This is a genomic window from Sphingobium sp. OAS761 (assembly GCF_024168485.1).
Lineage (GTDB): Bacteria > Pseudomonadota > Alphaproteobacteria > Sphingomonadales > Sphingomonadaceae > Sphingobium.
The window spans coordinates 46,858-71,951 of the sequence record NZ_JALJVY010000005.1 but is presented as its reverse complement, the minus strand read 5'-3'; the positions used below and the strand labels follow the sequence as shown (position 1 = coordinate 71,951).

The following is a 25,094-nucleotide window of genomic DNA, read 5'->3' as shown; positions in this document are numbered from 1 at the left end:
CTCCCGGCAGGATGTCATCCCCGATGCGTCGCCGACCATGCGGCCCGCGCTCCCCATGTCTCCGCCCCGCCCCGAACGGTGCAGCCCTTGTCGCCGGCGACCACGGCGCCGATGCGGAACACGGTTTCGCCCGAATCCTCCAGCGATTTGGCGACGGCGGCGGCATGCGCCTCGTCCACGGCCAGCACCATGCCGATGCCGCAGTTGAAGGTGCGGGCCATTTCCTCCGGCTCGATATTCCCCTGCGCCTGGAGGAACGCCATCAGGCGCGGCTGATCCCACGCGTCGGCTTCCACCACGGCATGGGCGCCGTCGGGCAGCACGCGCGGGATATTTTCCAGCAGCCCGCCGCCGGTGATGTGCGCCAGCGCGTGGATCATGCCCGCGCGCACCAGCGGCAGCAGGCTCTTCACATAGATGCGGGTCGGCGCCATCAGCGCGTCGATCAGCAGCACCTCATTGTCGAACAGGGCGGGCCGGTCGAGTTTCCACCCCTTGTCCGCGGCCAGGCGGCGGACCAGCGAATAGCCGTTGGAATGCACGCCCGAAGAGGCGAGGCCCAGCAGCACGTCTCCCGGCGCGACGCGTGTACCGGTCAGCGCCTTGTGGCGTTCCACCGCGCCGACGCAGAAACCGGCGAGGTCATAGTCGCCATCGGCATACATGCCCGGCATCTCGGCGGTCTCGCCGCCGATCAAGGCGCAGCCGGCGATGCGGCATCCTTCGGCGATGCCCGCGATCACGCGCTCGGCTACGCCCGACTCCAGCTTGCCGGTCGCGTAATAGTCCAGGAAGAACAGCGGTTCGGCGCCCTGCACGATCAGGTCGTTCGCGCACATGGCGACCAGGTCGATACCCACGCCGTCATGGCGGCCATGATCGATCGCCAGCTTCAGCTTGGTGCCCACCCCGTCATTGGCCGCGACCAGCAGCGGGTCGTCATAGCCGGCCGCCTTCAGGTCGAAAAAACCGCCGAACCCGCCCAGGTCGGCGTCGGCGCCGGGGCGGCGGGTGGCCTTCGCCAGCGGCGCGATGGCGCGGACCAGGGCGTTGCCGGCGGCGATGTCGACGCCGGCCTTGGCGTAGCTGTAGGATTCGTTCTCGTTCATGGGCAGCGCCCTAGAGCAACTGGCCCGAAAACGAAAGGCGGCGTGGGTTGGCGCTTGGCAGGACAGGCAAATCCCGCCAAAAGGACGCGCGTGAGCCTTGCCCCGTCCCTTTCCCGCCTGCCCGTCGTGCGCCTGCCGCTGCGGCGCGCCCTCGCGCACGGGCTGTCCCGCCCGCTCCAGATCCTGCTCGCGGTCGCGCTCGGCATAGCGGCGGCGGGTCTGCTTGCGCAGATGAACGGCGAACGCGGCGTCCCGCCGATCGCCAGCGGCGGCGATTTCGAGGTGACCGGCGTGAAGGTGGACGTGTCGGCCAAGGATGCCGACAGCGCCCGCTACGCCGGCTGGCGCCTTGCCCAGCGGCAGGCATGGCGGATGCTGTGGGGCCGCACCCATGGCGGCGCGGGCGCCCCGGCCTTGTCCGATTCGCAGCTCGAAGCCATGATTTCGGGGATCGAGATCGAATATGAACAGGCCGGGCCGACGCGCTATATCGCCACGCTGGGCATCTCCTTCGACCGCGCGCGCACGGGCCAGTTGCTGGGCGTCAGCGGCCATGTCATGCGCTCGCCGCCATTGCTGGTGATCCCGGTGATGTGGGACGGCGGATCGGCCGTGTCCTACGAACGCACCAATGAATGGCAGAAGGCCTGGGCGCGCTATCGCACCGGTGACAGTGCCATCGACTATGTCCGGGTCGCCGGATCGATCGCCGACCCGATCCTGCTGAACGCCGGCCAGACCGGGCGGCGCGGGCGCCTGTGGTGGCGCGTCCTGCTCGACCAATATGGCGCCGCCGACGTGGTCATTCCCATCGTGCGGCTCGATCGCGCCTGGCCCGGCGGCCCCGTGACCGCCACCTTCACCGCCCGCTACGGCCCCGACGACAGCCTGATCGGCGATTTCACCCTGCGCGCCTCCAACGACAGCGGCATCGCCAAGATGCTGGACGACGGCGTGCGCCGGATCGACGAACTGTATATCCGCGCGCTCAACGACGGCCGCCTGCGGCCCGACCCGTCGCTGATCATCGAGGAGCCGGTCGACACCGCCGCGCTGGAAATCGAGAACGCGGCAGAGGCGCTGCCGGTCGAAACGACCGAACTGCCGACCGTCAGCAGCGGCGGCACCAGCTTCTCGATCCAGTTCGACACCCCCGATGTCGGGTCCGTGACGCAGGGCGAATCGGCGGTGCGCGCCATTCCGGGCGTGCGGACGGCAGCGACGCGCAGCCTGGCGCTGGGCGGCACGTCGGTCATGCAGGTTAGCTTCGACGGCACGGTCGACATGCTGCGCGCCGGGCTTCAGGCGCGCGGCTTCACCGTCGCGGTGTCGGGCACGACGCTGCGCATAACGCGGCGGCAGGCACCGGCCGCCGCGCCGGCGGGACCCCAGCCCGCCGAACAATGAGCCAGATCAGCCTTCCCTTCGACTGGCCGGGACAGGCCGGGGACGGGGCATTCCTGGTGAGCGAGGCCAACCGTCTGGCGGTCGCCCATCTGGAACGATGGCGCGACTGGCCGCTGTCGGTCAGCGTGCTCACCGGCCCGCCGCGCTCGGGGCGCTCGACCCTGGCGCGCCAGTTCGCGGCGATGAGCGGCGGCGCGGTCATCGACGACGCGCAGGGGCAGGACGAACGTGCCCTGTTCAACGCCTGGAACGATGCGCAAACCCGGCGCCATCCGCTGCTGATGGTGGGGCAGGCGCCGCCCGCGCACTGGACTGTCGCGCTGCCCGACCTGCGCTCGCGGCTGGCCGCCGTCCCGCATGTGGCGATCGCCGAACCGGACGAGGCGCTGGCCCGGGCGCTGATCTGCCGTGCGCTCGACATTGCGGGGGCGGCCTATGCCGCCGGCCTGCCCGACTGGCTGCTGCGCCGGATCGAGCGCAGCTATGGCGCCATCGAATCGGTAACGCGGCTGCTCGACCGGGCGGCCCTGTCACAGGGACGCAAGATTTCGGCCTCAATGGCCAAAGATATTCTGCAATCGGCGGGATATATGCCTATAGTCCCGCCCGATCCTTCCACCGACCAGCGCGAGTGATCCGTGGCCGAAGCCGATCCCCTGACCAGCCTGACCCTGCCGGGCGAACGCTATTTCAACCGCGAACTGTCCTGGCTCGCCTTCAACCAGCGCGTGCTGGAAGAAGCGATGAACCGCGCCCATCCGCTGCTGGAACGTCTGCGCTTCCTCTCCATCTCGGGCGCCAACCTCGATGAATTCTTCTCCGTGCGTGTCGCGGGCCTGAAGGGACAGCAGCTTCAAAATGTCGACCTGCGCTCGGCGGACGGCCTGACCCCGGTGCAGCAGCTGGGCGCCATCACCGACGCCACGGCCGCGCTGATGCAGGCGCAGCAGAAGGTGTGGGGCGCGCTCCACGGCGAACTGGTGCAGGTGGGCATAGAGGTTATCGGCCCCTCGACGGATCTCGACGCCGACAGCGACGCATGGCTGCGCGAGCATTTCCTGACGCAGATTTTCCCGATCCTGACGCCGCAGGCGCTCGATCCGGCGCATCCCTTCCCCTTCATTCCAAACGAAGGTCTGTCGATCGTCTTCGATCTCGTCCGCCTGTCGGACAAGGAACCGATCCGCGAACTGGTGATGATCCCCCCCTCGCTCGCCCGCTTCGCCCGCATCCCCGGCGAACCCGCGCGCTACATGGCGCTGGAAGCGGTGATCCGCCGCTTTTCCGCCGATCTCTTTCCCGGCTACCGGGTCCGCAACAGCGGTGTGTTCCGCATCATCCGCGACAGCGACATCGAAATAGAGGAAGAGGCGGAAGATCTCGTCCGCTATTTCCGCAGCGCCATCAAGCGGCGGCGGCGCGGCCGCGTCATCCGCATGGAGATTGAGGAGCGGATACCCGAACCGGTCGAGGAAATGTTGCAGGACATGCTCCAGGGGCATGACGCGATCGTGGTCGAGGTGGAAGGTTTCGTGGGCATCGGCAACCTGTCGGGCATCGTCGACGAAGACCGGCCCGACCTCAAGTTCGAACCCTATGCACCGCGCTTTCCCGAACGCATCCGCGAATATGGCGGCGACTGCTTTGCCGCCATCCGGGCCAAGGACATCATCGTCCATCACCCCTATGAGGCGTTCGATGTCGTCATTTCCTTCCTGCGGCAGGCGGCGTCCGACCCCGATGTGGTCGCGATCAAGCAGACGCTGTACCGTGCGGGCAAGCAGTCCGCCGTCATCCGCGCGCTGATCGACGCGGCGGAGGCCGGAAAATCGGTGACCGCCGTGGTGGAACTCAAGGCCCGGTTCGACGAGGAACAGAATCTCATGTGGGCCGATGCGCTGGAACGCGCGGGCGTTCAGGTGGTCTACGGCTTCATCGACTGGAAAACCCATGCCAAGGTGTCGATGGTGGTCCGGCGCGAAGGCGACCAGTTCCGCACCTACTGCCATTTCGGCACCGGCAACTACCACCCGGTCACCGCGCGCATCTATACCGACCTCAGCTTCTTCACGGCCGAACCCGCCTATGGCCGGGACGCCGCCGCGCTGTTCAACTATATCACCGGCTATGTCGAACCCCAGCGGCTGGAAAAGCTGGTGATAAGCCCGCGCGACCTGCGCAGCGAACTGTGCAGCCGCATCGACGCGGAAATCGACCATGTGCGCGAAGGGCGGCCGGGAACCATCTGGGCCAAGATGAATAGTCTGGTCGACCCCGCCATTATCGAGAAGCTCTATGCGGCCAGCAACGCCGGTGTCCAGATCGACCTCATCGTGCGCGGCATCTGTTGTCTGCGTCCCGGCGTGCCGGGCATGTCGGACAATATCCGGGTGAAATCCGTCGTCGGTCGGTTCCTGGAACATAGCCGCATCGCCGTCTTCGGCAATGGCAAGACGCTGCCCAACAACGGCGCACTCGTCTATATCAGTTCGGCCGACTGGATGCCGCGCAACTTCGACCGCCGGGTCGAATTTCTGGCCCCGGTGGAAAATCCCACGGTGCACGACCAGATCGTCGACCAGGTTCTGGTGGCCAATCTGATCGACACCGAACAGAGCTGGACGCTGGACAGCGATGGCCATTATGCGCGCGTGGAGGCGGGCGAAAAACCGTTCAACCTGCACCGCTACTTCATGACCAACCCGTCCCTGTCGGGGCGCGGGGCCGCGCTGGACAGCGACGCGGTGCCCACGCTGCGCCTGCGCGCGCGCGGTTGAGGCGCGCGCGGTGAATTCCATGCTCAGCAGGGTGCGCGCGGTCGCCGAAACGCTCGCCGGGGCGCCGGACCCGGCGACGAAGCGCAGCGCGATCATCGACATCGGTTCCAACAGCGTTCGTCTGGTCGTCTATGACGGGCCGGTCCGCCTGCCCTTCATCCTGTTCAACGAAAAGGTGATGGCGGGCCTTGGCGCGTCGCTGGCCAAGACCGGGCAGATCGAGGAAGCGGCGATGGAACGCGGGCTGCGGGCGCTGGCGCGCTTTGCCCATCTGTGCCGCGACATGAAGGTGACGGACGTCAGTTGCGTCGCCACCGCGGCGGTGCGCGATGCCGGCAACGGCCCCGACTTCATCGCCCGCGTGCAGGCGCTGGGCCTGACGGTGCGCCTGCTGACCGGCGCGCAGGAAGCGATCGGGGCCGGCCACGGCGTCCTGTCGGGCATACCCGGCGCGGACGGGATCGTCGGCGATCTTGGCGGCGGCAGCCTGGAACTGGCGCGGGTGCGCGCCGGGAAAGTGGAACAGACGGCGTCGCTGCCGCTGGGGGTGCTGCGCCTGCCCGACATACGTGCCAAGGGGCCGGGTCATCTGGAACGGCAGGTCCGCAAGATGCTGGACAAGGCGGGCTGGCGGCCCGAACGGGGATTGCCGCTCTACATGGTCGGCGGGTCGTGGCGCACGCTGGCCCGCTTCGACATGCAGTTGACCCATTTCCCGCTGCCGGTGGTGCATCAATATGAGATGCCGGCGGAGCGTGCTGAGCAACTCACACGCATCGTGTCGCATGTCGGCCGGTCGCGGCTGAAGCAGATTCCCGCCATCACCGGATCGCGCGTGCCCACCTTGCCGGACGCGGCGGCCCTCTTGTCGGTGATCGTGCGCCAGCTTGGCACCAGCCGCCTGGTGGCATCGGCCTATGGCCTGCGCGAAGGCCTGCTCTACGAAGCGCTGCCGGACGCTGTCCGGGCGCAGGACCCGCTGCTGGTGGCGGCGGAGGCGGAAGGGGAGGCGCAGGCGCGCTTTGCCGGTCATGGCGACCGCATCGAACGCTGGATCGCGCCGCTGTTCCTGGAAGACGGCAGCGCCTGGCGCCGCATCCGCCGCGCCGCCTGTCTGCTCGCGGACGTGGGCTGGCGCGCCAATCCCGATTTTCGCGCCGAACGTGGCGTGGAAATCGCGCTGCACAGCAACTGGGTCGGCATCAGCGCCGCTGAACGGGCGATGCTGGCGCAGGCGCTCTACAGCCATTTCGGCGGCGGCACCGGAACGCCGGCGGGGATCGAAGGACTGGCCGCGCCGGAGGCGCTGCACCGCGCGGCGCTGTGGGGGCTCGCCATCCGCCTCGCGCAACGCCTGTCGGGCGGGATGGAAGGGCCGCTGGATGAATCGCGGCTGGACCATGAGGACGGGCGCCTCGTCCTGACAACCGGCGGCGGCGACGATGCGCTGCTGGGCGAACCGGTCGAACGCCGCCTGCGCCACCTGGCCCAGGCGATGAAGATCGATCACCGCATGGTGGTGGGCGCCTGACGCGCGCGGCGGGCCGGGGCGCGTGCGCCGGCCGTCATTTCTTCGCGCCCAGCTCCTTTTTCAGAAAGGCGTGCAGCAACGCCGCGCGCACCGCGTCTTCGGCATGGTCGGCACCGACCGAATGGCCGCCTTCGCGATATTCGTGATAATAGACGGTGCTGCCCGTCGCCATCAGCTTCGCCGCCATCTTGCGGGCATGGCCGGGATGCACGCGGTCGTCCTTGGTCGACAGGTAGAAGAAGGCGGGCGGATACCGGACGCCGGGCCGCACATTCTGGTAGGGCGACCAGTGTTTCATGAACGCCCAGTCGGACGGATTGTCGGGGTCGCCATATTCCGCGACCCAGGATGCGCCCGCCGACAGGTGCGAATAGCGTTTCATGTCCTCCAGCGGCGATCCGGCGATCACCGCGCCATAGAGGTCGGGCCGCTGGGTCATCGACGCGCCGACCAGCACGCCGCCGTTGGACCGGCCTGAAATGGCGATGCGCCCCTTGGCCGACACGCCGGTGCTTACAAGATCCTCCGCCACGGCGGCCAGGTCGTCAAAGGCATTCTGCCGCTTTTCGCGCAGCGCCGCCTGGTGCCAGGCCGGGCCATATTCGCCGCCGCCCCGGATGTTGGCCAGTACATAGGCGTTGCCGTCCTCGACCCAGAACAGGCCCAGCGGCCCGGCGCGATAGGGCTCGGTGGTCAGGTAGGTGGGCGTCTGCGCCAGCCGGAATCCGCCATAGGCGTGGATCAGCGCGGGAACCGGCCCGGTCACGCCCTTCCTGCGGGCCAGGAAATAGGGGATGCGGGTGCCGTCCTTCGACGTGGCGAAGCGCTGCTCCACGGTGAACGCGCCGGCGTCGAAGCGCGCGGGCAGTTGCTGGATGGTGCGCGCCGGCCCGGATGCGCCCGCGACCATCAGGCTGGGCGGGGTCAGCATCCCCTCGACCGAAGCGAACAGCATGTCCTGCGCATCGGCGGTCGCGACAAGGTGCACGGTCGCCTTGTCGGCCAGCGGCACCGGCCGCCCGGACCAGCGCCCGGTGGCGGGATCGCGCGTCATCGCCAGCAGCACGCCCGACACGTCGTCCAGCTGCTTGACCCACAGCACATGGTCGCTCGCGCGGACTTCCTCGACGACCGTGGTTTTCGTGGGGGTCAGGATGACCTGCGGCGCCCCGGCCCGGCCCGCCGCCACGTCGGCGATCGGCCAGCAGATCAGCGACCCGGCGGGAATGTCGCCCAGCGGGTCGTTCAGCAGCGCGACCATCTGCCCGTCGATCAGCCCCTGCAACTCCGCGGTCTCGGGCAACGGCGTCGCGACCAGCCGCCCGTCCTCGCCGATCAGCGACAGCCGGTTGCTGTAGAAGGTCAGCCCCCGCTCGACGAAGGCCCGGCGCGTGTCGCCGTCCTGCAAGGCGCGGGCGCGCATCGCGATGTCGCCCGTCTCGCCTTCCATGACCAGCGTCGCGGCGGACAGCGGCGTGCCGCGCTTCCATGCCTTCACCTGCCGGGCATAGCCCGAATCGGTGAGCGTCCCCGCGCCATAGTCGGTCGCGACCAGCAATGTGTCGCGGTCCATCCAGGCGACATCGCTCTTGGCTTCGGGCACGACGAATCCGTCGGCGACGAACGCGCCGGTCGCCATGTCGAATTCGCGCACCACCTCCGCATCGGTGCCGCCCGCGCTCAGCGAGACGAGGCAGCGCCGATAATCCGGGGCCAGGCAGTCGGCGCCGTGCCAGACCCAGCTTTTCCCCTCCGCCTTGCCCAGCGCGTCGACGTCGATGACGGTTTTCCATTGCGGCTTGCCCGCCAGGTAGGATGCAAGGTCGCTCGACCGCCACAGGCCGCGCGGATTGGCGGCGTCGCGCCACAGGTTCGTCACCTGGTCGCCCATCACCCGGTCGGGCAGGGCGATCTGGCTTTCGTCGTCCAGGATGGCGCGCGCCCGCGCCCGGTCTTGCTCGAAGCCGGGGGCGGCGCGCAATTGCCGTTCGGTCCGCGCGTTCCACGCGTCGACCTGCGCGATGGCGCGCGGTCCTTCTATATCCTCCAGCCACAGCCAGGGATCGTCGGCCGTGGCCGGCGCTGCGGCGATCAGGGCGGGGGCGGCCGCCGCGATCAGGGCGGCGCAGGCGGTGCGGATCATGGACATGCGGGTCATGGCGCAAGGCTAGGCGATGCCCGGCGCCCGCGCCAAGGCAAATTGTACAGGCGTGCAGATAGTGGCGCGAACCTTAAGCCGCCCGGGCGCGTTTCAGCCGATGCGACACGGGAAGGGGACGACATGGCACGGGACGGCATCGGGCATGTGAAGGACAATATCGTCCTCTATGGCGCGCTGGTCGCCAATGTCGGCATCGCCGTCGCCAAATTCGTCGCCGCCGGCATCACCGGGTCGTCGTCGATGCTGACCGAAGGCGTCCATTCGCTGGTCGACAGCGGCAACCAGGTGCTGCTGCTCTACGGCCAGCACCGCTCCCGCCGCGCGCCCGACGCGGCCCATCCCTTCGGCTACGGCCGCGAACTCTATTTCTGGGCGTTCGTGGTCGCCATCCTCATCTTCGCGGTGGGCGCGGGCGTGTCCGTCTATGAAGGCTGGCTGCACGTCGTCGCGCCCGAACCGTTGCGCGATCCCACGGTCAACTATGTCGTGCTGGGCATCGCCGTCCTGCTGGAGGGCATGTCCTGGGCGATCGCGGTGCGCGAATTCGACCGGACGCGCGGCGCGGACACATGGTGGCGATCGATCCGGCGGTCGAAGGATCCGGCGGGCTTCATCGTCCTGTTCGAGGACAGCGCGGCGCTGGCGGGGCTGGCGATGGCCGGCATCGGCGTCTGGGCCAGCCATCATTATTCGGACCCGCGCATCGACGGCGTGGCGTCGATCGCCATCGGCTGCGTGCTGGGGGCGGTTGCGATCCTGCTCGCGCGCGAGGCGAAGGGGCTGCTGATCGGCGAAAGCGCCGCGCCGGTCATCGTCGACACGGTATGGCGGATCATGGACGATCACCGGGCCATCGTTGCCGTCAACCATGTCCGCACCATCCACACCGCGCCCGACGCGGTGTTCGTCGCCATCAGCGCCGACTTCGAGGATGATCTCGCAATGGGCGAGGCGGAAACGCTGATCGAGGAGATGGAAAGCGCGCTCAAGGGTGCGGTGCGCGAAATCACCTCGGTCTATATCCGCCCCGAAAAGCGGGAAAACGCGGTGGTGCAGCAGCGTTTCGCCTGAAGCGCCGGGGGCTATCGCTCCTCTTTCCCGTTGGCGCAAATCCCGGTAAGGCCGCGCCATGACCAGTTCGCCCGCGCCGATCAGCCGATCGCTCTTCCTCTTCTCCATCTTCTATGGCGGCATGGTGTGCATCGCCGGGGTATTGGGGAACAAGCAGGTGGCGCTGGGGCCGTTGTCGGGCCTGGGGTCGATGCTGGGGCTCGGCCCGCTGGCGGTGGAAGCGGGCATTTTCGCCTTCCTGCTGCTCGTCACCATTTCCAGCGCCGTTGCCGAACTGCACGGCCGGGCGGTCGCCAACCGGCTGGTGCAGATCGGCTTCCTGCCGCTGATCGCGTCGATCCTGCTGTCGGTGCTGGTGCTCGCGGCGCCGGCGGCCGGTGATATGGACCCGGCGCGGGCGCAGGCCTTCGCCCTGATGATGGGCGGCACGCCCCGCATCTGGCTGGGCGGCATCATCGCCTATGGCATTTCCCAGACGCTCAACGTCACCCTGTTCGCCGCGCTGAAGGGGCGGGAGGGCGCCCGGCTTCTCTGGCTGCGCGCCGCCGTCGCCAGCATCCTGTCGCAGATCGTCGACACATTGCTGTTCGTGTCTATCGCCTTCTACGGCGTGTTCCCCATCGGCGAACTGCTGCTGGGACAGATGCTGGCCAAGGTCCTGCTGTCGGCGATTCTCGTGCCGCCGGTCATTTACCTGCTGGTCGCGCTGGGGCGCAAACTGGATCGCTAACTTGCGGCAGGGGCCATATGGTCTTATGCGCGCGCGCATGAACAGCAAGCACGCCCCCGATCCCGCCCTCCTCGCCAAGGCCGAAGTCCTGGTGGAAGCGCTGCCCTACATGCAGCGCTACGCCGGTAAGACCTTCGTCGTCAAATATGGCGGCCACGCGATGGGCGATCCGGAAGCCGCGCGCGATTTCGCCGAGGATGTGGTGCTGATGAAGGCGGTCGGCATCAATGTCGTCGTCGTCCATGGCGGCGGGCCGCAGATCGGCGCGATGCTCAAGAAGCTGGGCGTCGAATCGCAGTTCGTGGGGGGGCTGCGCGTCACCGACAAGGAAACCGCGCAGATCGCCGAGATGGTGCTGGCGGGGTCGATCAACAAGGAAATCGTCGGCTGGATCAGCGGGGCGGGCGGCCGCGCGGTCGGCATTTCGGGCAAGGACGGCGGCCTCGTCACCTGCGAAAAGGTGCTGGGCAAGCGCGAGGCCGACCCGAATTCGGGCATTGAGCGCAATGTCGACCTGGGCTTTGTCGGCGATCCCGTCTCGGTCGACCGGTCGATCCTCGACACGCTGTCGCAAAACGGCATCATCCCGGTCGTCGCCCCGGTCGGCATAGGCGCGGACGGCCATACCTATAATGTGAACGCCGACACCATGGCGGGCGCGATCGCGGCGGAACTGAAGGCGTCGCGCTTCTTCCTTCTGACCGATGTCGCGGGCGTGCTGGACAAGCAGGGCCAGCTTCTGACCGACCTCGATCCGCAGGCGATCCACGGGCTGGAAGCCGACGGCACGATCAGCGGCGGCATGATTCCGAAACTCGAAACCTGCGTTCGCGCGGTCGAGGGCGGGGTGGATGCGGCCGTCATCCTGGACGGCCGGGTGCCGCATGCGATGCTGCTGGAAATCTTCACCGATCGCGGCGCCGGCACGCTGGTGCGCCGGACGGGGGCGTAAACCGCGCGCCCCGCCGTCATGGCGGGCGCGGCACGGACCTCTTTCAAAATAGGATTTTCTCTGGTCTATCCTGTCGGATGACCCGGCCGACCCCTCCCGTCCGCGCGCCCCGTTCCGCCTGTCCCGTCGCCGCGCGCCAGGTCGGTCGTGACCCGGCAGTGATCCGATAGTGACCCGGCTGTGACTTTCCCGACGCGCGATCATGACGTCGGCGGCGCGCGGGGGCCGCGTCGCGGGTGCGTGGATGAGACTTTCCGGGGTGGAATCGCGCAAATGCGACGCCGCGACGCCGTGAACTTCCGACCCGTGACCCTGGCGTGCGCCCTATTTCGCCTGCAATGCGGCGGCGCAGGCGGCGGGATCGACGTCGCTGCCGGCCGGGGTGCGCGCATCGACATGGGTCACCACCGGCGCCTTCCCGCGCGCGGGCGCGTAGAGATAGGCGTCGAGCACGCAGCGACCATTGGCGAATTGCAGCTTGCGCACCGTGCTTTCGCGAATGTCCAGCCGGGGCTGGCCGAAGCTGCGGGTCAGTTGTTGGGCGTCATAGCCCATCAGCGGCCCCTGCCGGCCGAACGCGCTGGCCGGTGGGCCGGCGGACGGCGGGACATAGCCGGTGCGCGGCACCACGCTGCCGGCGCCGCAGCCGGCCAGCGGCATCAGCAGGAAAGCCGCCGCGACGGGACGGAACGGTCGGCGGGTCATGATTTTCGCCCTAGCAGCATATGCACCGCCATAGCCGCGCTCCACACCGGTGCAAGCAGGTTCAGCACCGGAACCAGGAAGAGAAGCGCCGAAGCGAGGCCCATGAGCCACCGGCTGCCCTGCCCGATCGGCGGCAGTGCGGGATGACGCGGCTCCACCATGTCGGCCATGTCGCGGCCCAGCAGATAGGCGTTCAGCGCCAGGAACAGCCCGATCGTGCCCACGCCCGTCACCAGCAGCAGGATATAGGCGGGCAGCGCCGCCAGGTTCCAGCCGATGGTCCGCGTGACGGAAGCGACGGCGAAGCGCAGGCTGCGGCCCCATCCCACGGTGCGCGGCGCGGCACGGGGATAATCGTCCCGCTCGACCGCCGCGATGATGTCGTCGGCGAACAGGCCCATGACCGCCATCGCGGTGGCGCGGAACAGCAGCCATCCCGCCGCGATCATGGTCAGCGCCGTCGCCGTCGCCTCGGCCATGCCGCCCCCGCCCCAGCCGAAATGCGTGCGCAGCAGGTGAAATCCGCTCCACAACAGTCCCGCCAGCACCGCGAACAGCAGCAGCGTCAGCAACAGCGTCTTGCCCAGCAGGCGCAGGGTGGCGCCGCGGAAGATCGATGGAAAGGCGCGCAGGGCGGCGGTCAGGACCATCGCCAACCTATCCTCCCGCGCCGTCCCCGCGTCAATCAGTGCCGTTGCGCGCCGCGCCGACGGCCGGTAGAGACGGCGAAATTTCATGTCCCGCCCCCAGATTAAGGAAATTGCGTGACCGCTTCCGCCCCCACCCTCGACGTCGTCGCCATCGGCAACGCCATTGTCGACGTTCTCGCCCGCAGCGATGACGGCTTCCTCGCCGAACATGCGCTGACCAAGGGCGGGATGCAGCTGATCGACGCCGACATGGCCGAACGCCTTTATGCCGACATGGGCCAGGCGAAGGAAATCAGCGGCGGGTCCGCCGCCAACACGCTGGCGGGGCTGGCCGCGCTGGGCAAGTCATGCGGCTTTATCGGGCAGGTGAACGACGATCAGCTCGGCGCGGTGTTCGCCCATGACGTGCGGGCGCTCGGCATCCGGTTCGACACGCCCGCCATGTCGGGCGATGTGCCGACCGCCCGCTGCCTCATCCTGGTGACCCCGGACGCGCAGCGCACGATGAACACCTTTCTGGGCGCCTCGCAGTTCCTGCCGGAAGCCGCGCTGGACCTTGACCTGATCCGCTCGGCCGGCATCCTCTATCTCGAAGGCTATCTGTGGGACCCGCAGCAGCCGCGCGCGGCGATGCGGGCTGCGATCGAGGCCGCGCGCGATGCCGGGCGCAAGGTCGCCTTCACCTTGTCGGACAATTTCGTCATCGACCGCCACCGCGACGACTTCATCGCCCTGATCGACCAGGGGCTGATCGACATCCTCTTTTCCAACGAAGGCGAGATTTGCGCGCTGGCGCAGGTCGACGATTTCGACAAGGCGCTCGCCGCCTTCGCGGGCAAGGTGCCGGTGCTGGTGTCGACACGCAGCGAAAGGGGCGCGGTCGCGATCGTCGATGGCATCCGTTACGAGGCGCCGGCCGCGCCGGTCGCGCAGATCGTCGACACGACCGGCGCGGGCGACCTGTTCGCCGCCGGCTTCCTTGCCGCCCATATCGACGGGCGCAGCGTCGCCGATGCGCTGGCCCTTGGCGCGGCGGCGGCGGCAGAGGTCATTTCTCATTGGGGCGCACGGCCCGAGGAGGATCTGGGGCAGATTCGCGACCGGCTGTTCGCCTGATCGGGAAAGGCGGGCAGGGCGGCGTCAGCCCGCCTTCTGCGGCTTGCGGAACAGGGCACGGTCGTCCGGCCCGAAGCCCCAGTGCCAGATGACCAGGCCGTAGGCGCCCAGTATCGCCCACACGCCGACCGCCAGCTCGACCCATTCGAAGCGCGGCGGCAGGGCGACGAACGCGGCGCCGACGATGCAGGCGATGCCGGCTGCGCTCAGCAGCGGCCAGCGCCAGGCATTGATCGGCGCATGCAGCAGGCTGGACAGCAGCCGTGCCTTGACCAGCGCACCGGCGCCCAGTGCCAGGCACAGCGCCAGCGCAGGCGCGGCCGCCACCCACATGACGGGCAGCGCCATGCGCCGCGCCGCCAGGATCAGCATGAAACTGAGCGCCGCCTGAAGGCCGATCATGCAGAGCGAGATCATCAGGTTGCGGTGCCGCGCGATATAGACGAGCGCGGATTCGCTCACCACCGCCGTCGCCGCCACCACTTCGGCCAGCAGCAGGAAGGCGAGCGCGCCGGTGCCGCCGACGAAATTGGGGCCGACCAGGCCCATCACCGCTTCGCCCGGAATACCCAGCGCCAGCGCGATGCCCGCCTGCGCCGCGATGATCCAGAATCCTACCTGGCTCACCTGCCGGGCGATCGCGGCCAGGTTCTTCTCGGCCAGATTGCGGGTGATCACCGGACCCAGAATGGGATCGAAACTGGTCTTGAGCTTCTGCGGCAGCGACGCGACCTGCTGCGCGACATAATAAATGCCGATGACGGCCGGGCTGACGAACAACCCCAGTATCGCCATGTCCAGCCGGCGCGATCCCCACTCGACCCCATCGGCTGCCGCCAGCGGCAGGTTGCGCCGGGCAAGCCGACCGAGCCGTCCGAAATCGGGCCGCCAGCCGCCGGGCAGGCCGTAATGACGGGCCATGGGGACGAGCGAGGCCGCCAGCGCCGCGATCATCGACACGGCATAGGAGAGGATGAGGCCGTCGCGCTTGGAATAGAAGGCGAAGGCGAAGGCGCCGATGCTGATCGCCCAGGGTTCGATGATCGCGCGCGCCCGCACGGTGGCGCCGACATCGAAGCGATAGGCGCACGCCGCCAGCGCCACGTCCGATCCGGCGACGGCGATCACCGTCAGCGCCAGCAGCCGGTCCAGCCCGTTGATGCCGCTGTTGGGAAACATCGCCTGCGGGAACAGGATCAGCAGGCCCGCGCCCAGCAGCGACGCGAGCAGGGTGACCAGCATGGCATCGGCCACGACATGGACATGCGGCCGCTCGGTCTGGGCCAGCGCGCCCGCAAGCCCGCGCTTGAGCCCCAGCGTCGCGATCTGCGCCACGAATTCGACCACCAGCACGGCATAGGCGAAGCGGCCCAGCGCGTCGGCGCCATAGACGCGCCCGGCGATGAACAGAAAGGGCAGGCGCGCGGCGAGGCGCAGCAGGAAACCGAATATGTTGGTTCGCCCGCCTTTGGCCAGGGCGGCGATGTCGTCCTTGTCATCCGGCAGGGCGGCGCTGGCCGTCACGTGCTGCTGGTCCCCCTCTCGACCCATGGTCTTCTTCCCTGTTGTAGGCAAAGGATGCGGCCGGGGGAAATTTATTCGGGCCGCAGGGGGCGCGCGAGCAGGGCGTCGATGACCTGGGCCAGCGGCGCGGCGTCGGCGATCAGCGCGCAGACGGCTTCCACCACCGGCATTTCCACGCCAGCCGCGCGCGCCGCGTCGCGCAGCACGGGCGCGGTGAACGCGCCCTCCGCCACGGTCCTGCGGTTCGACAGGAGGTCGGCCGCGCGCGCGCCCTCGCCCAGCCCCTTGCCCAGCGAGAAGTTGCGGGAATTGGTGGACGAGCAGGTGAGCACGAGATCGCCCAGTCCCGACAGCCCGCCCAGCGTTTCCGCCCGTGCCCCGCGCGCGAGGCCGAACCGCGTCATTTCGGCGAAACCCCGGCTGATCAGCGCGGCGCGGGCGTTGAGGCCAAGGCCCGCGCCTTCCGCGACGCCACAGGCGATGGCGAGCACATTCTTCACCGCGCCGCCGATTTCCGCGCCGATGACATCGTCGGACAGATAGGGCCGGAATGTCGGCCGGGCGATGCGCGCGGCCAGTTTCTCGCCCAGTGCCCGGTCCTCGCAGGCCAGGGTGATGGCGGTCGGCAATCCCTTGGCGACTTCATGCGCGAAAGTCGGGCCGGACAGGACGGCGACGGGCGAGGACGGTTGAGCCTGCCGCGCGACTTCGGACATGAGCAGGCTGGTGCCCGCCTCTATCCCCTTGGAACACAGGAGCAGCGGCACGCCCGCCGGGGCCTGGCCCGCTACGCCGCGCAGATGCTGGGCGGGGCTGACCACCAGCAGCAGGTCGCAGTCGTTGAGGTCGGCCATGTCGCCGGTCGCCCGGATCGACGGGGCGAGCGGCAGGCCGGGCAGGTAGAGCGGATTTTCATGGGTCGCGTTGATCGCGTCCACCACGTCCGCCTCCAGCGCCCATAGCGCGACCGGCCGCCCGTCGCCGGCCAGCAGTTGCGCCAGCGCCGTACCCCACGCGCCAGCGCCGATGACGCCCGCCTTCATGCCTTCACCCCTGCGCCGCGCGCCTTTTCCGCGGCCGGATCGAGCGGCCAGCGCGGCCGGGCGGGGACGGTGAGGTCGTCGACCAGTCCCGCCGCATGGCGTTCCGCCCCGGCCCAGGCGATCATTGCCGCATTATCCGTGCACAGCCACAGGGGCGGTGCGACGAAGGGCAGGTTGTGGGCGGCGGCGAGCGATTCCAGTGCCGCGCGGATCGGCTGGTTGGCCGCGACACCGCCCGCGACGACCAGCGCCGTGACGCTATCACCTTGGGCCAGTGCCCTGCGGGTCCGGTCGACAAGGCAGTCGATCACTGCCTGCTGGAAGGACGCGGCGATGTCCTCGGTCGCATATTGGCCGGACTGGACCGCGCGCATCACCGCGCTTTTCAGGCCGGCGAAAGAAAAATGCGGTTCGTTCGTGCCGACCAGCGGGCGCGGCAGCGGCACGGCCTTTGCATTGCCCTGCGCCGCTGCCTTCTCGACCAGCGGACCGCCCGGATAACCCAGGTCCAGCAGCTTGGCGGTCTTGTCGAACGCCTCGCCCGCCGCGTCGTCGATGGTGGTGGCGAGCCGGGCATAATCGCCGGGTCCCCGGACATGCAGGATCTGGCAATGGCCGCCCGACACGAGCAGCAGCATATAGGGGAAGCGCAGACTGGGGTCGGCGAGGCGCGGCGAGAGCGCATGCCCTTCCAGATGATTGACCGCGACCAGCGGCTTTCCCGCCGCATGGGCCAGCGCCTTGCCGGTGACGAGGCCGACCATCACCCCGCCGATCAGGCCCGGCCCGGCGGTGGCGGCGATCACGTCGACCTGATCCAGCGTCATGCCCGCATCCGCCAGCGCGGCCTCCACCAGCGGGGTCAGCGCCTCCACATGCGCGCGTGCCGCGATTTCCGGCACGACGCCGCCATAGGGCCGGTGGGCTTCCTCCTGCGTGGCGAGGCGATGGGCAAGGATGCGGCCATCGGCCGTCACCAGCGCCGCTGCGGTTTCATCGCAGCTCGATTCCAGGCCAAGGATGATGGTCATTGCCGCTTCCATCTAATGCCGCTGGTCATTAGAGCAAGCCGGATATGCTTTTCACCGACCGACCGTTGCGCCTTGGCACCAGAGGTTCGCCGCTCGCGCTGGCACAGGCGCGCCTGACCGCGCAGGCGCTGGCCGCCGCCCATGGCTGGGCCGATGACGCCATCGAGATCGTCACCGTCCAGACCAGCGGCGACCGGATTCAGGACCGGGCACTGGCCGACATCGGCGGCAAGGCGCTGTGGACCAAGGAACTGGACCGCGCCCTCCTGGCCGGGGAAACCGATTTTTCGGTGCACAGCATGAAGGATGTGGAAACGCTGCGTCCTGACGCCTTCCACATCGCGGCGATGCTGCCGCGCGCCGATGTTCGCGACAAGCTGGTGGGGGCGGTGCGGTTCGATGCGCTGCCGCCCGATCCGCTGGTCGGCACCAGCTCGCCCCGGCGCGGCGCGCAGGTAAGGCGGTTGCGTCCCGACGCGACCATAGCCGTTTTCCGGGGCAATGTCGCGACCCGGCTGGCCAAGTTGGCGGCGGGCGACGTGCACGCGACGCTGCTGGCCGCCGCCGGACTGGACCGGCTGGAGCAGGGAGAGGTGGGGACGCCGATACCGGTGGACATGATGCTGCCGGCGCCCGCGCAGGGAGCGGTCGGGATCGAGGCGCTTTCGGGCAATGGGCCGGTGCTGGACGCACTGGCGGCGATCAACCACCGCGACACTTTCGACTGCGTGATGCTGGAGCGTGCCGTGCTGCGCGGGCTGGGCGGCACCTGCCACTCGCCGATCGCCGCCCTGGCGCGGGTCGAGGACGACCGGCTGCGCATCGCCGCGGAGATCATCAGCCCCGACGGCGTGGAGACGGTGCGCGAGGAGGCCGTGCTGGCGCGCGGCGACCATGGCGCGGCGGAAGCGATCGGCCGCATCCTGCTCGAACGCGCCAGTCCCGCCCTGCGCGTCCTGTTCGAAGGGTGAAGCGCCTCATCCTGCTGCGGCCCCAGCCGGCGGCGGGGCGAACGGCCGACAAGGCGGCGGCCATGGGCTTCGACGTGCGCCTTCATCCGCTGTTCGCACCCCGGGCGGTCGCCTGGACGCCGCCGCCGGCCGGCGAACTCGACGCGTTGCTGCTGACGAGCGCACATGGCGTGCGCATGGCCGGGGACGAGCTTCGCATCTATCGCGCGCTGCCCGCCTATGCGGTGGGCGCGGCCACCGCCCGGGCCTTGTGCGAAGCGGGCTTTGCCGACGTGACAGCCGGCGACTCGGACGGCAGCGCGATCGCCGCGCGGATCGCGGCCGACGGGCACCGGCGGGTGCTTCACCTGGCCGGAACCACCGTGGCGCCTTTGGAGGCGGGACCGCTGGGGATCATCCGGGTCGCCGTTTACACCATGACGGCCCTGCCGCCGGATCCGGCGCTCGCGGCCGACGCCACGGCAGGCGCGGTCGTGCTGGTCCATTCGCCCCGCGCCGGTCGCCTGCTCGCTGACCGCATCGGGCCGGCGGCGCGTGGAACGCTGCATCTGGTGGCGATCAGCGACGCCACGCTGAAAGCCTGTGGCGGTGGCTGGGCCAGCGCCCATGCACCGGATCGTCCGGACGATGACGACATGCTGGCCCTGGCGCGCGCTTTGTGCGAATGACGAGACAATGACAGAGGACGGGGTCAGCAGGAACGATCGCGACGAGGTGGCGGATGGCGCATCCGCGCCGCCGCGTGCGACCGGGCGCGGCCCGCTTCCGGCGCTGATCCTGATGTTGCTGGCCTTCGCGGTCGGTGTCGCGGCGACGATATGGGCCTGGCCGCGGATTCAGGGCGGATGGGGTGCGGATACAAAGCCACGGGCCGTGGTGTCCGCCGCGCCGGCGCGCCCGACGCAACCGCCGACCGCCATGCGTCCGCTGACGAATGATGCCGCGCAGATGCTGGATGGCCGCGTCGTGCAGCTCGAGGAACGGTTGACCCGAATCACGGTCGAAGCGCAGGCCGCGTCGGCCAATGCCGCCCGCGCGGAAGGATTGCTGGTTGCGTTCGCCGCGCGTCGCGCGCTCGATAACGGGGCGCCGCTCGGTTATGTCGAGGCGCAGTTGCGGCTGCGCTTCGGTTCGGCCCAGCCGCGCGCTGTCGCCACCATCATCAACGCCGCGCGGGAGCCGGTGACGCTCGCGGATCTGCGGGCCGAACTGATCGAACTTGGTGGGCGCGTGACCACGCCGCCGGCCGATGCGGACTGGTGGACGGCGCTGCGTCACGAAGCGCGCGAACTGGTGACGATCCGCCGTGCCGATGCGCCTTCGCCCAGGCCGGAGGCGGGATATGACCGCGCGATCCATTATCTCGATGCCGGTCGGGTCAGCGCTTCGCTGGCGGAGGTGGAACGCCTGCCGGGCCGCGCCGTTGCCGAACGCTGGATCCAGATGGCCCGCCGGTACATGGAGGCGCGCCGAGCGCTCGACCTTGTCGAAACCGCCGCGATCCTGGAACCGCGTAGCTTGCGCAGCGGTGGCGGGGCGCCGGTCACGCAGGATTCCCCCCTCGCGCCATGATGCCTGTCCTTCGATGAACCGTTAACCGCATGGGATGAAACCCATGGACGGCGCCGGCGTTTGTCACGATAACGTCATCTTTAGCCTTCGGGCCAGGGGATTTTCCAATCGTGCCGCCATATGTCGATGCCGTCAGCAGTTTCTGGAAGGACAGGTTCCTGTCCGGTCCCACGGCGGCGGAAAGGCCGTCGCTTCAGCATCTGATCGGAAATTTCTCGCTGCCCCGCGATCTCGCGCGGACGAGGGCGCAGGCGGCGTCGCTGGCGGCGCGGATCGACGGCGACGGACGCCCGATATTGTTGATCCCCGGGCTGATGGCCTCGGAACGCCGCATGGATTTGATGCGCCATATTCTGTGTGCCGCCGGCTATGACGCGCACGACTGGGGTCAGGGCCGCAACTTTGGCCCCCGGCCCGACAGTCTGGAACGGATCGACCGCAGGGTAGACGCCATCCGGCGCGGCAATGATGCGCCCGTTACGCTTGTGGGATGGAGCCTTGGCGGTCTCTATGCGCGCGAATATGCGAAGGTCGCAGCCGAAAAGGTGGCGGGTGTGGTCACGCTGGGCACGCCCTTCTCGGGCGATCCGCGTGCCAATCATGCCTGGCGTCTCTATCAATTCGTGTCGGGCTTTTCGGTCGATCGCCCGCCCTTTCCCTGCGCGCGCGAGGAAAAGCCGCCGGTTCCAACGTTGGCGCTCTGGTCGCGGCGGGACGGCGTGATCCTGCCCGAATGCGCAAAGGGTCGCGCGGGCGAGCGCGACAAGGCGATGGAGGTCGATTGCACCCATATGGGCTTTGCCGCCGCGCCCGAGGGGATATTGGCCGTCGGTCGGGCGCTCGCCGCGATCCGCGACTGACGCCCGCCGCCCCGGTCATCGCCTGCCCCCGTCAGGGCACCCGATACCATCCCGCAACCCGGTCGAGCGCCATGGTCAACACCAGTTTGCCCGCGCGCACCGGCCAGCCCAGCGCCTTTTCGGCGGCACCCAGCCCTTCGCCCGCGCAGACCACGCGCCATAATATGTCGGACAACCCCGGTCCCGCCGCTGCCAGGGCACCGTCGAACCGCGCCCGTGCCGAAAGCCGGGCATGACCGGGTTCTGCCGTCAGCGCCGGGCCGCGTCGTCCGCCCGTGCGCGGTGCCCCGTCCCAGCGCATCGTGACGCGTGGCCCCAGCCCGGCCCGCTCCCAATCCTCGCGCAGCTTGTCGCCGGCGGCATATTGACGCTGCGAGATGTGGCCCCGCGCATGAAGCCAGGCGAGCGGCGATTCGCCCAGGTGCACCTGTACCCTTTGCGACCTGCCGTCCGGGCCCTCGACATAATGTTCGACATGGTTCGTCATCGGTCGCTCCTTGTCCAGGTGATCAGCGATTCGGCCTTGCCATGCAGGACGCTTTGTAGGAAAGGAAAAACCAAATAGGTTATACATCGGTGTTATCATGATCACGCGCATCCGCGAAGTCCGCAAGGCGAAGGGGCTGACGCTCGAGCAGGTCGGGGCGTTGTGCGATCCGCCCACCACCGCCCAGACGATCGGGCGGCTGGAAACCGGAACGCGGACCGTTTCGGTGAATTGGCTGAATCGCATCGCGCTGGCGCTGGGTGTCACCAGTGCGGAACTGGTGGCGCTGCCGGGACAGAGCGAGGTACCGGTCGCGGCGTTGCTCGGTCCGGACGGCGTGCGGGCGCCGACGCGCGCGCTGGCCTTCCCGCCGCCCGTAGCGTCCGACGGCATGGTCGGCGTGCATGTGGGCGCGAGCATCGGCGATTATCGCGCGGGCGACGCCATCTGGTGCCGCCGGATCGGGCCGCCCGACTTCGGTGCGGCGCTCAACCGCGACGTGCTGCTGCCGCGCCCGGCGGGTCGCTTCCTGTTCGGCCGTCTGATCGGACGCGAGGGCGACCGGCTGCAATTGCTGCCGCTCGGCCCCGGAACGCGCCAGTTGGTGCTGACCGATCCGCCATGGGCGGCGGTTGCGGAACAGATCGTCCGGCGACTGTGACGCGCCCTTCTGGATGGCTCCGGCGCGCCGTTCCCGCCGTTCGGCGCGCGCGCTCTAGCCAAGTGGCCGCCCGCCCTCTAACCAACCGGCAATGTTTTTCGGGAATTGAGGTGTCATGACACTCAACATTCTCATGTTGTCGACGCTGTTCCCGGACATGAGCCGGCCCAATTTTGGCGTCTTCGTGGAAAGGCAGGCGCGCGAACTGGCCAGTCGGCCGGACGCAGACGTGACCGTCATCGCCCCGCTCGGCCTGCCGCCCTGGCCCTTTTCGCTCGCGGGACGCTATGCGCCGCTGCGCGCCCTGCCGCGCAAGGAACGCTGGCGCGAACTGACCGTCTATCGCCCGACTTTTCCCATCATCCCGAAGATCGGGGCGCGCACCAACGTCCTTAGCATGACCCGCGCGATCCTGCCGCTGGTCCGGCGGCTTCATGCCGACCGGCCGTTCGACGTCATCGACGCCAGCTTCTTTTTCCCCGACGGACCGGTGGCGCGGCGGCTGTCGCGTGCGTTGGGCATTCCCTATTCGGTGAAGGCGCGCGGCGCGGACATCCATTATTGGGGTACCCGGCGCGGCACGGCCAGGATGGTGCGCGGCGCGGCGGACGATGCCGCGGGCCTGCTCGCGGTGTCGGAAGCGATGCGCCGGTCGATGGGGCGCATGGGCATCGACGAGGACAAGATCCGGGTACATTATACCGGCGTCGATCTCGATACGTTCGAACTGGCCGACCAGGCGGCGGCAAAGGCGGCCTTGGGGTTCGACGGGCCGGTCGTGCTCAGCGTCGGCGCGCTGATCCCGCGCAAGGGACAGGATCTGCTCGTGCGCGCCCTGCCGATGCTGCCCGACGTGACGCTGCTGCTGGCGGGACAGGGGCAGTATCGCCGCACGCTCGAACAGATGGCGCTGGATTTGGGGGTGGAGCGGCGGATCGGCTTTCTGGGATCGGTTCCGCATCACAAGCTGCCCCGCATCTTCGCCGCCGCCGACGTGATGGCGCTGCCATCCGAATCCGAAGGATTGGCCAATGCCTGGGTGGAATCGCTCGCCTGCGGCACCCCGGTCGTCACCAGCGATGTCGGCGGCGCGCGCGAACTGATCGACCGTCCCGAGGCGGGTCGGATCGTCGATCGCGATCCCGAGGCGATTGCCGCGGCGATCCGAGCGATCCTGGCCGACCCACCGGATCGCGAAGCGGTGCGCGAAACCGCCCGTCGCTTCACCTGGGCGGCGAACGGTGACACGTTGCTGGCGCACCTGCAGGCGATAGCCGGCCGGGATTGAAAGAGCGCCCGTAGCCCGGCCCCGGGCCAGGTCAGTCCGTCAGGCACGATCCTGCCACACAAGCTGCGGATTGGTGAATTCCCGTAGCCCGAAATAGGACAGTTCGCGCCCATAGCCGCTATGTTTGATCCCGCCGATCGGCACGCGCGGGTCGGATGCCGCGAAACCGTTAGGGAACACGCCGCCGGTCAACAGGCGCCGGGCCAGCGCCTTGCCGCGCGCTTCGTCCCTGGTCCAGAAGGCGCTCCTGCGCGGCGATATTCATCCGATTGGGCGCATCGGGCGGACATTTGTTCATCAGGGAGCGAAATCGGGCCGCGGCCGTCGACGGATGTGGTCTAGCCGCGCAGGACGCAGCGAAAGCCGATATGATTTGTCGAACTGTCGATCGGTTGCCCCTGCCGGGCCGCGGGACGGTATCGCTGGCAATAATTTTCGGCGCACAGATGCGACCCGCCCTTGGTAACCTTGCGGGCTATCTTGAGGTCGGGCATGCAGGGATCGAAACTCTCCCGCATGGCTGCGCCGCGCGGGTTGGCGACGGTGCAGCAGGCATCTGGCTTTTTCTTTTCGGCCGGCTTGGGCGTGGCGTACCAGTCGTTCGTCCATTCCCAGACATTGCCGATCATGTCGTAGAGACCGTAATCGTTGGGCGGATAGCTGCGGACCGGGCTGGTATGTTCCCAGCCGTCCTCGATCGTGTTTTCGTGCGGGAACGCGCCCTGCCAATAATTGGCCAGCATCCGTCCGCCCGGAGCGAGCGTGTCGCCCCATTGATAGTCGCGCCCGTCATGCCCGCCCTGCGCGGCGAATTCGAACTCCGCCTCGGTCGGCAGGCTTTTGCCCGCCCAGGTCGCATAGGCCTTGGCATCGGCATGGGTGACATGCGTGACCGGATGATCGTCCAGGCCGTCCAGCGTGCTGTCCGGTCCCAGGGGATGGCGCCAGTCGGCGCCGAACATGAAGCGCCACCATTGGGTCCAGTCATCCGGCGGGACAGGGTGGCCGGGCCGGGTGAAGACCAGCGACCCGGCTTTGGCCATTGCCGGGTCCATGCCCGGATAATCCTTCGGATCGGGTGCCAGCTCGGCGAAGGTGACATGACCCGTCGCCGCGACGAAATCCGCGAACTGACGGTTGGTCACGGGCGTTTCGTCGATCCAGAAAGGGTCGACCTTCACGCGCCGCACCGGCCGTTCCTCAGGATAGAAATTTTCCGATCCCATCGTGAACACCCCGCCTGCCAGACGGACCATGCCGTGGGTCGACACGGATTTTCTCAACTTCGTCACCATGCCGGCATAGTGGCAGACCGACATGGTGGTCGGCAACGCCCTTGTCATCATGTCCGGCCGCCTCGGCCCGACCGATCAGAGCGAGAGGATGACGGCTGTAGCGAGGGCGACGGCGAAACAGGCTGTGCGGCATCGCCCATACGCGCATCCCCG

24 protein-coding genes are annotated in these 25,094 nt (G+C 68.7%); 14 read left to right on the top strand and 10 right to left on the bottom strand.

Features of this window, described 5'->3' with window-relative positions; all coding sequences use genetic code 11:
* Positions 1–14: 14 nt before the first annotated feature.
* Positions 15–1,109 carry a phosphoribosylformylglycinamidine cyclo-ligase gene (gene purM / locus J3E64_RS08080; RefSeq protein WP_253341873.1) on the bottom strand — a complete coding sequence of 365 codons (1,095 nt, stop codon included), beginning with the start codon at positions 1,107–1,109 and terminating at the stop codon, positions 15–17.
* A 90-nt stretch (positions 1,110–1,199) separates the two neighbouring features.
* On the opposite strand from purM, the gene J3E64_RS08075 reads away from it, so the two are divergent.
* From J3E64_RS08075 to J3E64_RS08060, 4 genes are read left to right on the top strand one after another with little or no spacing between them, the layout of a single operon-like run.
* Positions 1,200–2,516 carry a heavy-metal-associated domain-containing protein gene (locus J3E64_RS08075; protein ID WP_253341871.1) on the top strand — a complete coding sequence of 439 codons (1,317 nt, stop codon included), beginning with the start codon at positions 1,200–1,202 and terminating at the stop codon, positions 2,514–2,516.
* Entirely contained in the window at positions 2,513–3,151 is a 639-nt protein-coding gene (locus J3E64_RS08070) for a chromosomal replication initiator DnaA (RefSeq protein WP_253341869.1), read from the top strand. Before J3E64_RS08075 ends, J3E64_RS08070 begins: the two co-directional genes overlap by 4 nt.
* A 3-nt stretch (positions 3,152–3,154) precedes the next feature.
* The gene (locus tag J3E64_RS08065) at positions 3,155–5,293 is read left to right on the top strand and encodes an RNA degradosome polyphosphate kinase (RefSeq protein ID WP_253341867.1); all 2,139 of its coding nucleotides are present in this window, start codon (positions 3,155–3,157) and stop codon (positions 5,291–5,293) included.
* A gap of 10 nt (positions 5,294–5,303) precedes the next feature.
* Complete coding sequence (locus tag J3E64_RS08060) at positions 5,304–6,824, top strand: Ppx/GppA family phosphatase (RefSeq protein ID WP_253341865.1); 1,521 nt, start codon at positions 5,304–5,306, stop codon at positions 6,822–6,824.
* 34 nt (positions 6,825–6,858) lie between these two features.
* Here the strand turns inward: J3E64_RS08060 and J3E64_RS08055 are convergent, their stop codons facing one another.
* On the bottom strand, positions 6,859–8,982 hold the full coding sequence (locus tag J3E64_RS08055) for a prolyl oligopeptidase family protein (RefSeq protein WP_253341863.1): 2,124 nt from the start codon (positions 8,980–8,982) through the stop codon (positions 6,859–6,861).
* A 123-nt stretch (positions 8,983–9,105) separates the two neighbouring features.
* Here J3E64_RS08055 and J3E64_RS08050 point away from each other — a divergent pair, with 123 nt between their 5' ends.
* From J3E64_RS08050 to argB, 3 genes are read left to right on the top strand one after another with little or no spacing between them, the layout of a single operon-like run.
* Positions 9,106–10,056: a cation diffusion facilitator family transporter gene (locus J3E64_RS08050; RefSeq protein ID WP_253341861.1), complete on the top strand. Its 951-nt coding sequence runs from the start codon at positions 9,106–9,108 to the stop codon at positions 10,054–10,056.
* A 58-nt stretch (positions 10,057–10,114) separates the two neighbouring features.
* On the top strand, positions 10,115–10,786 hold the full coding sequence (locus tag J3E64_RS08045) for a queuosine precursor transporter (RefSeq protein ID WP_253341859.1): 672 nt from the start codon (positions 10,115–10,117) through the stop codon (positions 10,784–10,786).
* A 25-nt stretch (positions 10,787–10,811) separates the two neighbouring features.
* Positions 10,812–11,738 carry an acetylglutamate kinase gene (gene argB, locus J3E64_RS08040; protein WP_253341857.1) on the top strand — a complete coding sequence of 309 codons (927 nt, stop codon included), beginning with the start codon at positions 10,812–10,814 and terminating at the stop codon, positions 11,736–11,738.
* 324 nt (positions 11,739–12,062) lie between these two features.
* Here the strand turns inward: argB and J3E64_RS08035 are convergent, their stop codons facing one another.
* On the bottom strand, positions 12,063–12,398 hold the full coding sequence (locus J3E64_RS08035; protein WP_253342319.1) for a hypothetical protein: 336 nt from the start codon (positions 12,396–12,398) through the stop codon (positions 12,063–12,065).
* Between the two features lie 41 nt (positions 12,399–12,439).
* On the bottom strand, positions 12,440–13,093 hold the full coding sequence (locus tag J3E64_RS08030; protein ID WP_253342317.1) for an EI24 domain-containing protein: 654 nt from the start codon (positions 13,091–13,093) through the stop codon (positions 12,440–12,442).
* A gap of 114 nt (positions 13,094–13,207) precedes the next feature.
* On the opposite strand from J3E64_RS08030, the gene J3E64_RS08025 reads away from it, so the two are divergent.
* Positions 13,208–14,209, top strand: coding sequence for an adenosine kinase (locus J3E64_RS08025; RefSeq protein WP_253341855.1), 1,002 nt, complete (start codon positions 13,208–13,210; stop codon positions 14,207–14,209).
* Between the two features lie 24 nt (positions 14,210–14,233).
* On the opposite strand, the gene J3E64_RS08020 is transcribed toward J3E64_RS08025, so the two are convergent.
* From J3E64_RS08020 to tsaD, 3 genes are read right to left on the bottom strand one after another with little or no spacing between them, the layout of a single operon-like run.
* Positions 14,234–15,760: a lipopolysaccharide biosynthesis protein gene (locus J3E64_RS08020; RefSeq protein WP_253341853.1), complete on the bottom strand. Its 1,527-nt coding sequence runs from the start codon at positions 15,758–15,760 to the stop codon at positions 14,234–14,236.
* Between the two features lie 44 nt (positions 15,761–15,804).
* Entirely contained in the window at positions 15,805–16,776 is a 972-nt protein-coding gene (locus J3E64_RS08015; RefSeq protein WP_253341850.1) for an NAD(P)H-dependent glycerol-3-phosphate dehydrogenase, read from the bottom strand.
* Positions 16,773–17,807 carry a tRNA (adenosine(37)-N6)-threonylcarbamoyltransferase complex transferase subunit TsaD gene (gene tsaD / locus J3E64_RS08010; RefSeq protein WP_253341848.1) on the bottom strand — a complete coding sequence of 345 codons (1,035 nt, stop codon included), beginning with the start codon at positions 17,805–17,807 and terminating at the stop codon, positions 16,773–16,775. The genes J3E64_RS08015 and tsaD overlap by 4 nt, the downstream gene beginning before the upstream one ends.
* Before the next feature lie 44 nt (positions 17,808–17,851).
* On the opposite strand from tsaD, the gene hemC reads away from it, so the two are divergent.
* From hemC to J3E64_RS07990, 4 genes are all read left to right on the top strand, one after another.
* Complete coding sequence (gene hemC, locus J3E64_RS08005) at positions 17,852–18,778, top strand: hydroxymethylbilane synthase (RefSeq protein ID WP_253341846.1); 927 nt, start codon at positions 17,852–17,854, stop codon at positions 18,776–18,778.
* Complete coding sequence (locus J3E64_RS08000; protein ID WP_253341844.1) at positions 18,775–19,446, top strand: uroporphyrinogen-III synthase; 672 nt, start codon at positions 18,775–18,777, stop codon at positions 19,444–19,446. Before hemC ends, J3E64_RS08000 begins: the two co-directional genes overlap by 4 nt.
* Before the next feature lie 7 nt (positions 19,447–19,453).
* Positions 19,454–20,350: a hypothetical protein gene (locus J3E64_RS07995; RefSeq protein WP_253341842.1), complete on the top strand. Its 897-nt coding sequence runs from the start codon at positions 19,454–19,456 to the stop codon at positions 20,348–20,350.
* Positions 20,351–20,460: 110 nt separating this feature from the next.
* Positions 20,461–21,210, top strand: coding sequence for an alpha/beta fold hydrolase (locus J3E64_RS07990; protein ID WP_253341840.1), 750 nt, complete (start codon positions 20,461–20,463; stop codon positions 21,208–21,210).
* Between the two features lie 31 nt (positions 21,211–21,241).
* On the opposite strand, the gene J3E64_RS07985 is transcribed toward J3E64_RS07990, so the two are convergent.
* Complete coding sequence (locus J3E64_RS07985; protein ID WP_253341838.1) at positions 21,242–21,697, bottom strand: DUF6456 domain-containing protein; 456 nt, start codon at positions 21,695–21,697, stop codon at positions 21,242–21,244.
* Positions 21,698–21,794: 97 nt separating this feature from the next.
* Between J3E64_RS07985 and J3E64_RS07980 the strand changes: the two genes are divergently transcribed.
* Entirely contained in the window at positions 21,795–22,358 is a 564-nt protein-coding gene (locus J3E64_RS07980) for a helix-turn-helix domain-containing protein (RefSeq protein WP_253341836.1), read from the top strand.
* 115 nt (positions 22,359–22,473) lie between these two features.
* On the top strand, positions 22,474–23,646 hold the full coding sequence (locus J3E64_RS07975; protein WP_253341834.1) for a glycosyltransferase: 1,173 nt from the start codon (positions 22,474–22,476) through the stop codon (positions 23,644–23,646).
* A 39-nt stretch (positions 23,647–23,685) separates the two neighbouring features.
* Here the strand turns inward: J3E64_RS07975 and J3E64_RS07970 are convergent, their stop codons facing one another.
* Both J3E64_RS07970 and J3E64_RS07965 read right to left on the bottom strand, forming a co-directional pair.
* On the bottom strand, positions 23,686–23,907 hold the full coding sequence (locus J3E64_RS07970; protein WP_367398615.1) for an aldehyde dehydrogenase family protein: 222 nt from the start codon (positions 23,905–23,907) through the stop codon (positions 23,686–23,688).
* A gap of 77 nt (positions 23,908–23,984) precedes the next feature.
* Positions 23,985–24,902, bottom strand: coding sequence for a formylglycine-generating enzyme family protein (locus J3E64_RS07965; protein WP_253342315.1), 918 nt, complete (start codon positions 24,900–24,902; stop codon positions 23,985–23,987).
* Between the last annotated feature and the right edge of the window lie 192 nt (positions 24,903–25,094).

What these genes read in the sequence shown, in the direction of transcription:
- J3E64_RS07980 (WP_253341836.1), top strand. Translation starts at nt 21,795, where the DNA reads ATGATCACGCGCATCCGCGAAGTCCGCAAGGCGAAGGGGCTGACGCTC.
- J3E64_RS07995 (WP_253341842.1), top strand. Translation starts at nt 19,454, where the DNA reads ATGACAGAGGACGGGGTCAGCAGGAACGATCGCGACGAGGTGGCGGAT.
- argB (WP_253341857.1), top strand. Translation starts at nt 10,812, where the DNA reads ATGCGCGCGCGCATGAACAGCAAGCACGCCCCCGATCCCGCCCTCCTC.
- J3E64_RS07975 (WP_253341834.1), top strand. Translation starts at nt 22,474, where the DNA reads ATGACACTCAACATTCTCATGTTGTCGACGCTGTTCCCGGACATGAGC.
- J3E64_RS08020 (WP_253341853.1), bottom strand. Translation starts at nt 15,760, where the DNA reads ATGGGTCGAGAGGGGGACCAGCAGCACGTGACGGCCAGCGCCGCCCTG.
- purM (WP_253341873.1), bottom strand. Translation starts at nt 1,109, where the DNA reads ATGAACGAGAACGAATCCTACAGCTACGCCAAGGCCGGCGTCGACATC.
- J3E64_RS08070 (WP_253341869.1), top strand. Translation starts at nt 2,513, where the DNA reads ATGAGCCAGATCAGCCTTCCCTTCGACTGGCCGGGACAGGCCGGGGAC.
- J3E64_RS08030 (WP_253342317.1), bottom strand. Translation starts at nt 13,093, where the DNA reads ATGGTCCTGACCGCCGCCCTGCGCGCCTTTCCATCGATCTTCCGCGGC.
- tsaD (WP_253341848.1), bottom strand. Translation starts at nt 17,807, where the DNA reads ATGACCATCATCCTTGGCCTGGAATCGAGCTGCGATGAAACCGCAGCG.
- hemC (WP_253341846.1), top strand. Translation starts at nt 17,852, where the DNA reads ATGCTTTTCACCGACCGACCGTTGCGCCTTGGCACCAGAGGTTCGCCG.
- J3E64_RS08045 (WP_253341859.1), top strand. Translation starts at nt 10,115, where the DNA reads ATGACCAGTTCGCCCGCGCCGATCAGCCGATCGCTCTTCCTCTTCTCC.
- J3E64_RS07965 (WP_253342315.1), bottom strand. Translation starts at nt 24,902, where the DNA reads ATGGTCCGTCTGGCAGGCGGGGTGTTCACGATGGGATCGGAAAATTTC.
- J3E64_RS08050 (WP_253341861.1), top strand. Translation starts at nt 9,106, where the DNA reads ATGGCACGGGACGGCATCGGGCATGTGAAGGACAATATCGTCCTCTAT.
- J3E64_RS08015 (WP_253341850.1), bottom strand. Translation starts at nt 16,776, where the DNA reads ATGAAGGCGGGCGTCATCGGCGCTGGCGCGTGGGGTACGGCGCTGGCG.
- J3E64_RS07985 (WP_253341838.1), bottom strand. Translation starts at nt 21,697, where the DNA reads ATGACGAACCATGTCGAACATTATGTCGAGGGCCCGGACGGCAGGTCG.
- J3E64_RS08035 (WP_253342319.1), bottom strand. Translation starts at nt 12,398, where the DNA reads ATGCCGCTGGCCGGCTGCGGCGCCGGCAGCGTGGTGCCGCGCACCGGC.
- J3E64_RS08055 (WP_253341863.1), bottom strand. Translation starts at nt 8,982, where the DNA reads ATGACCCGCATGTCCATGATCCGCACCGCCTGCGCCGCCCTGATCGCG.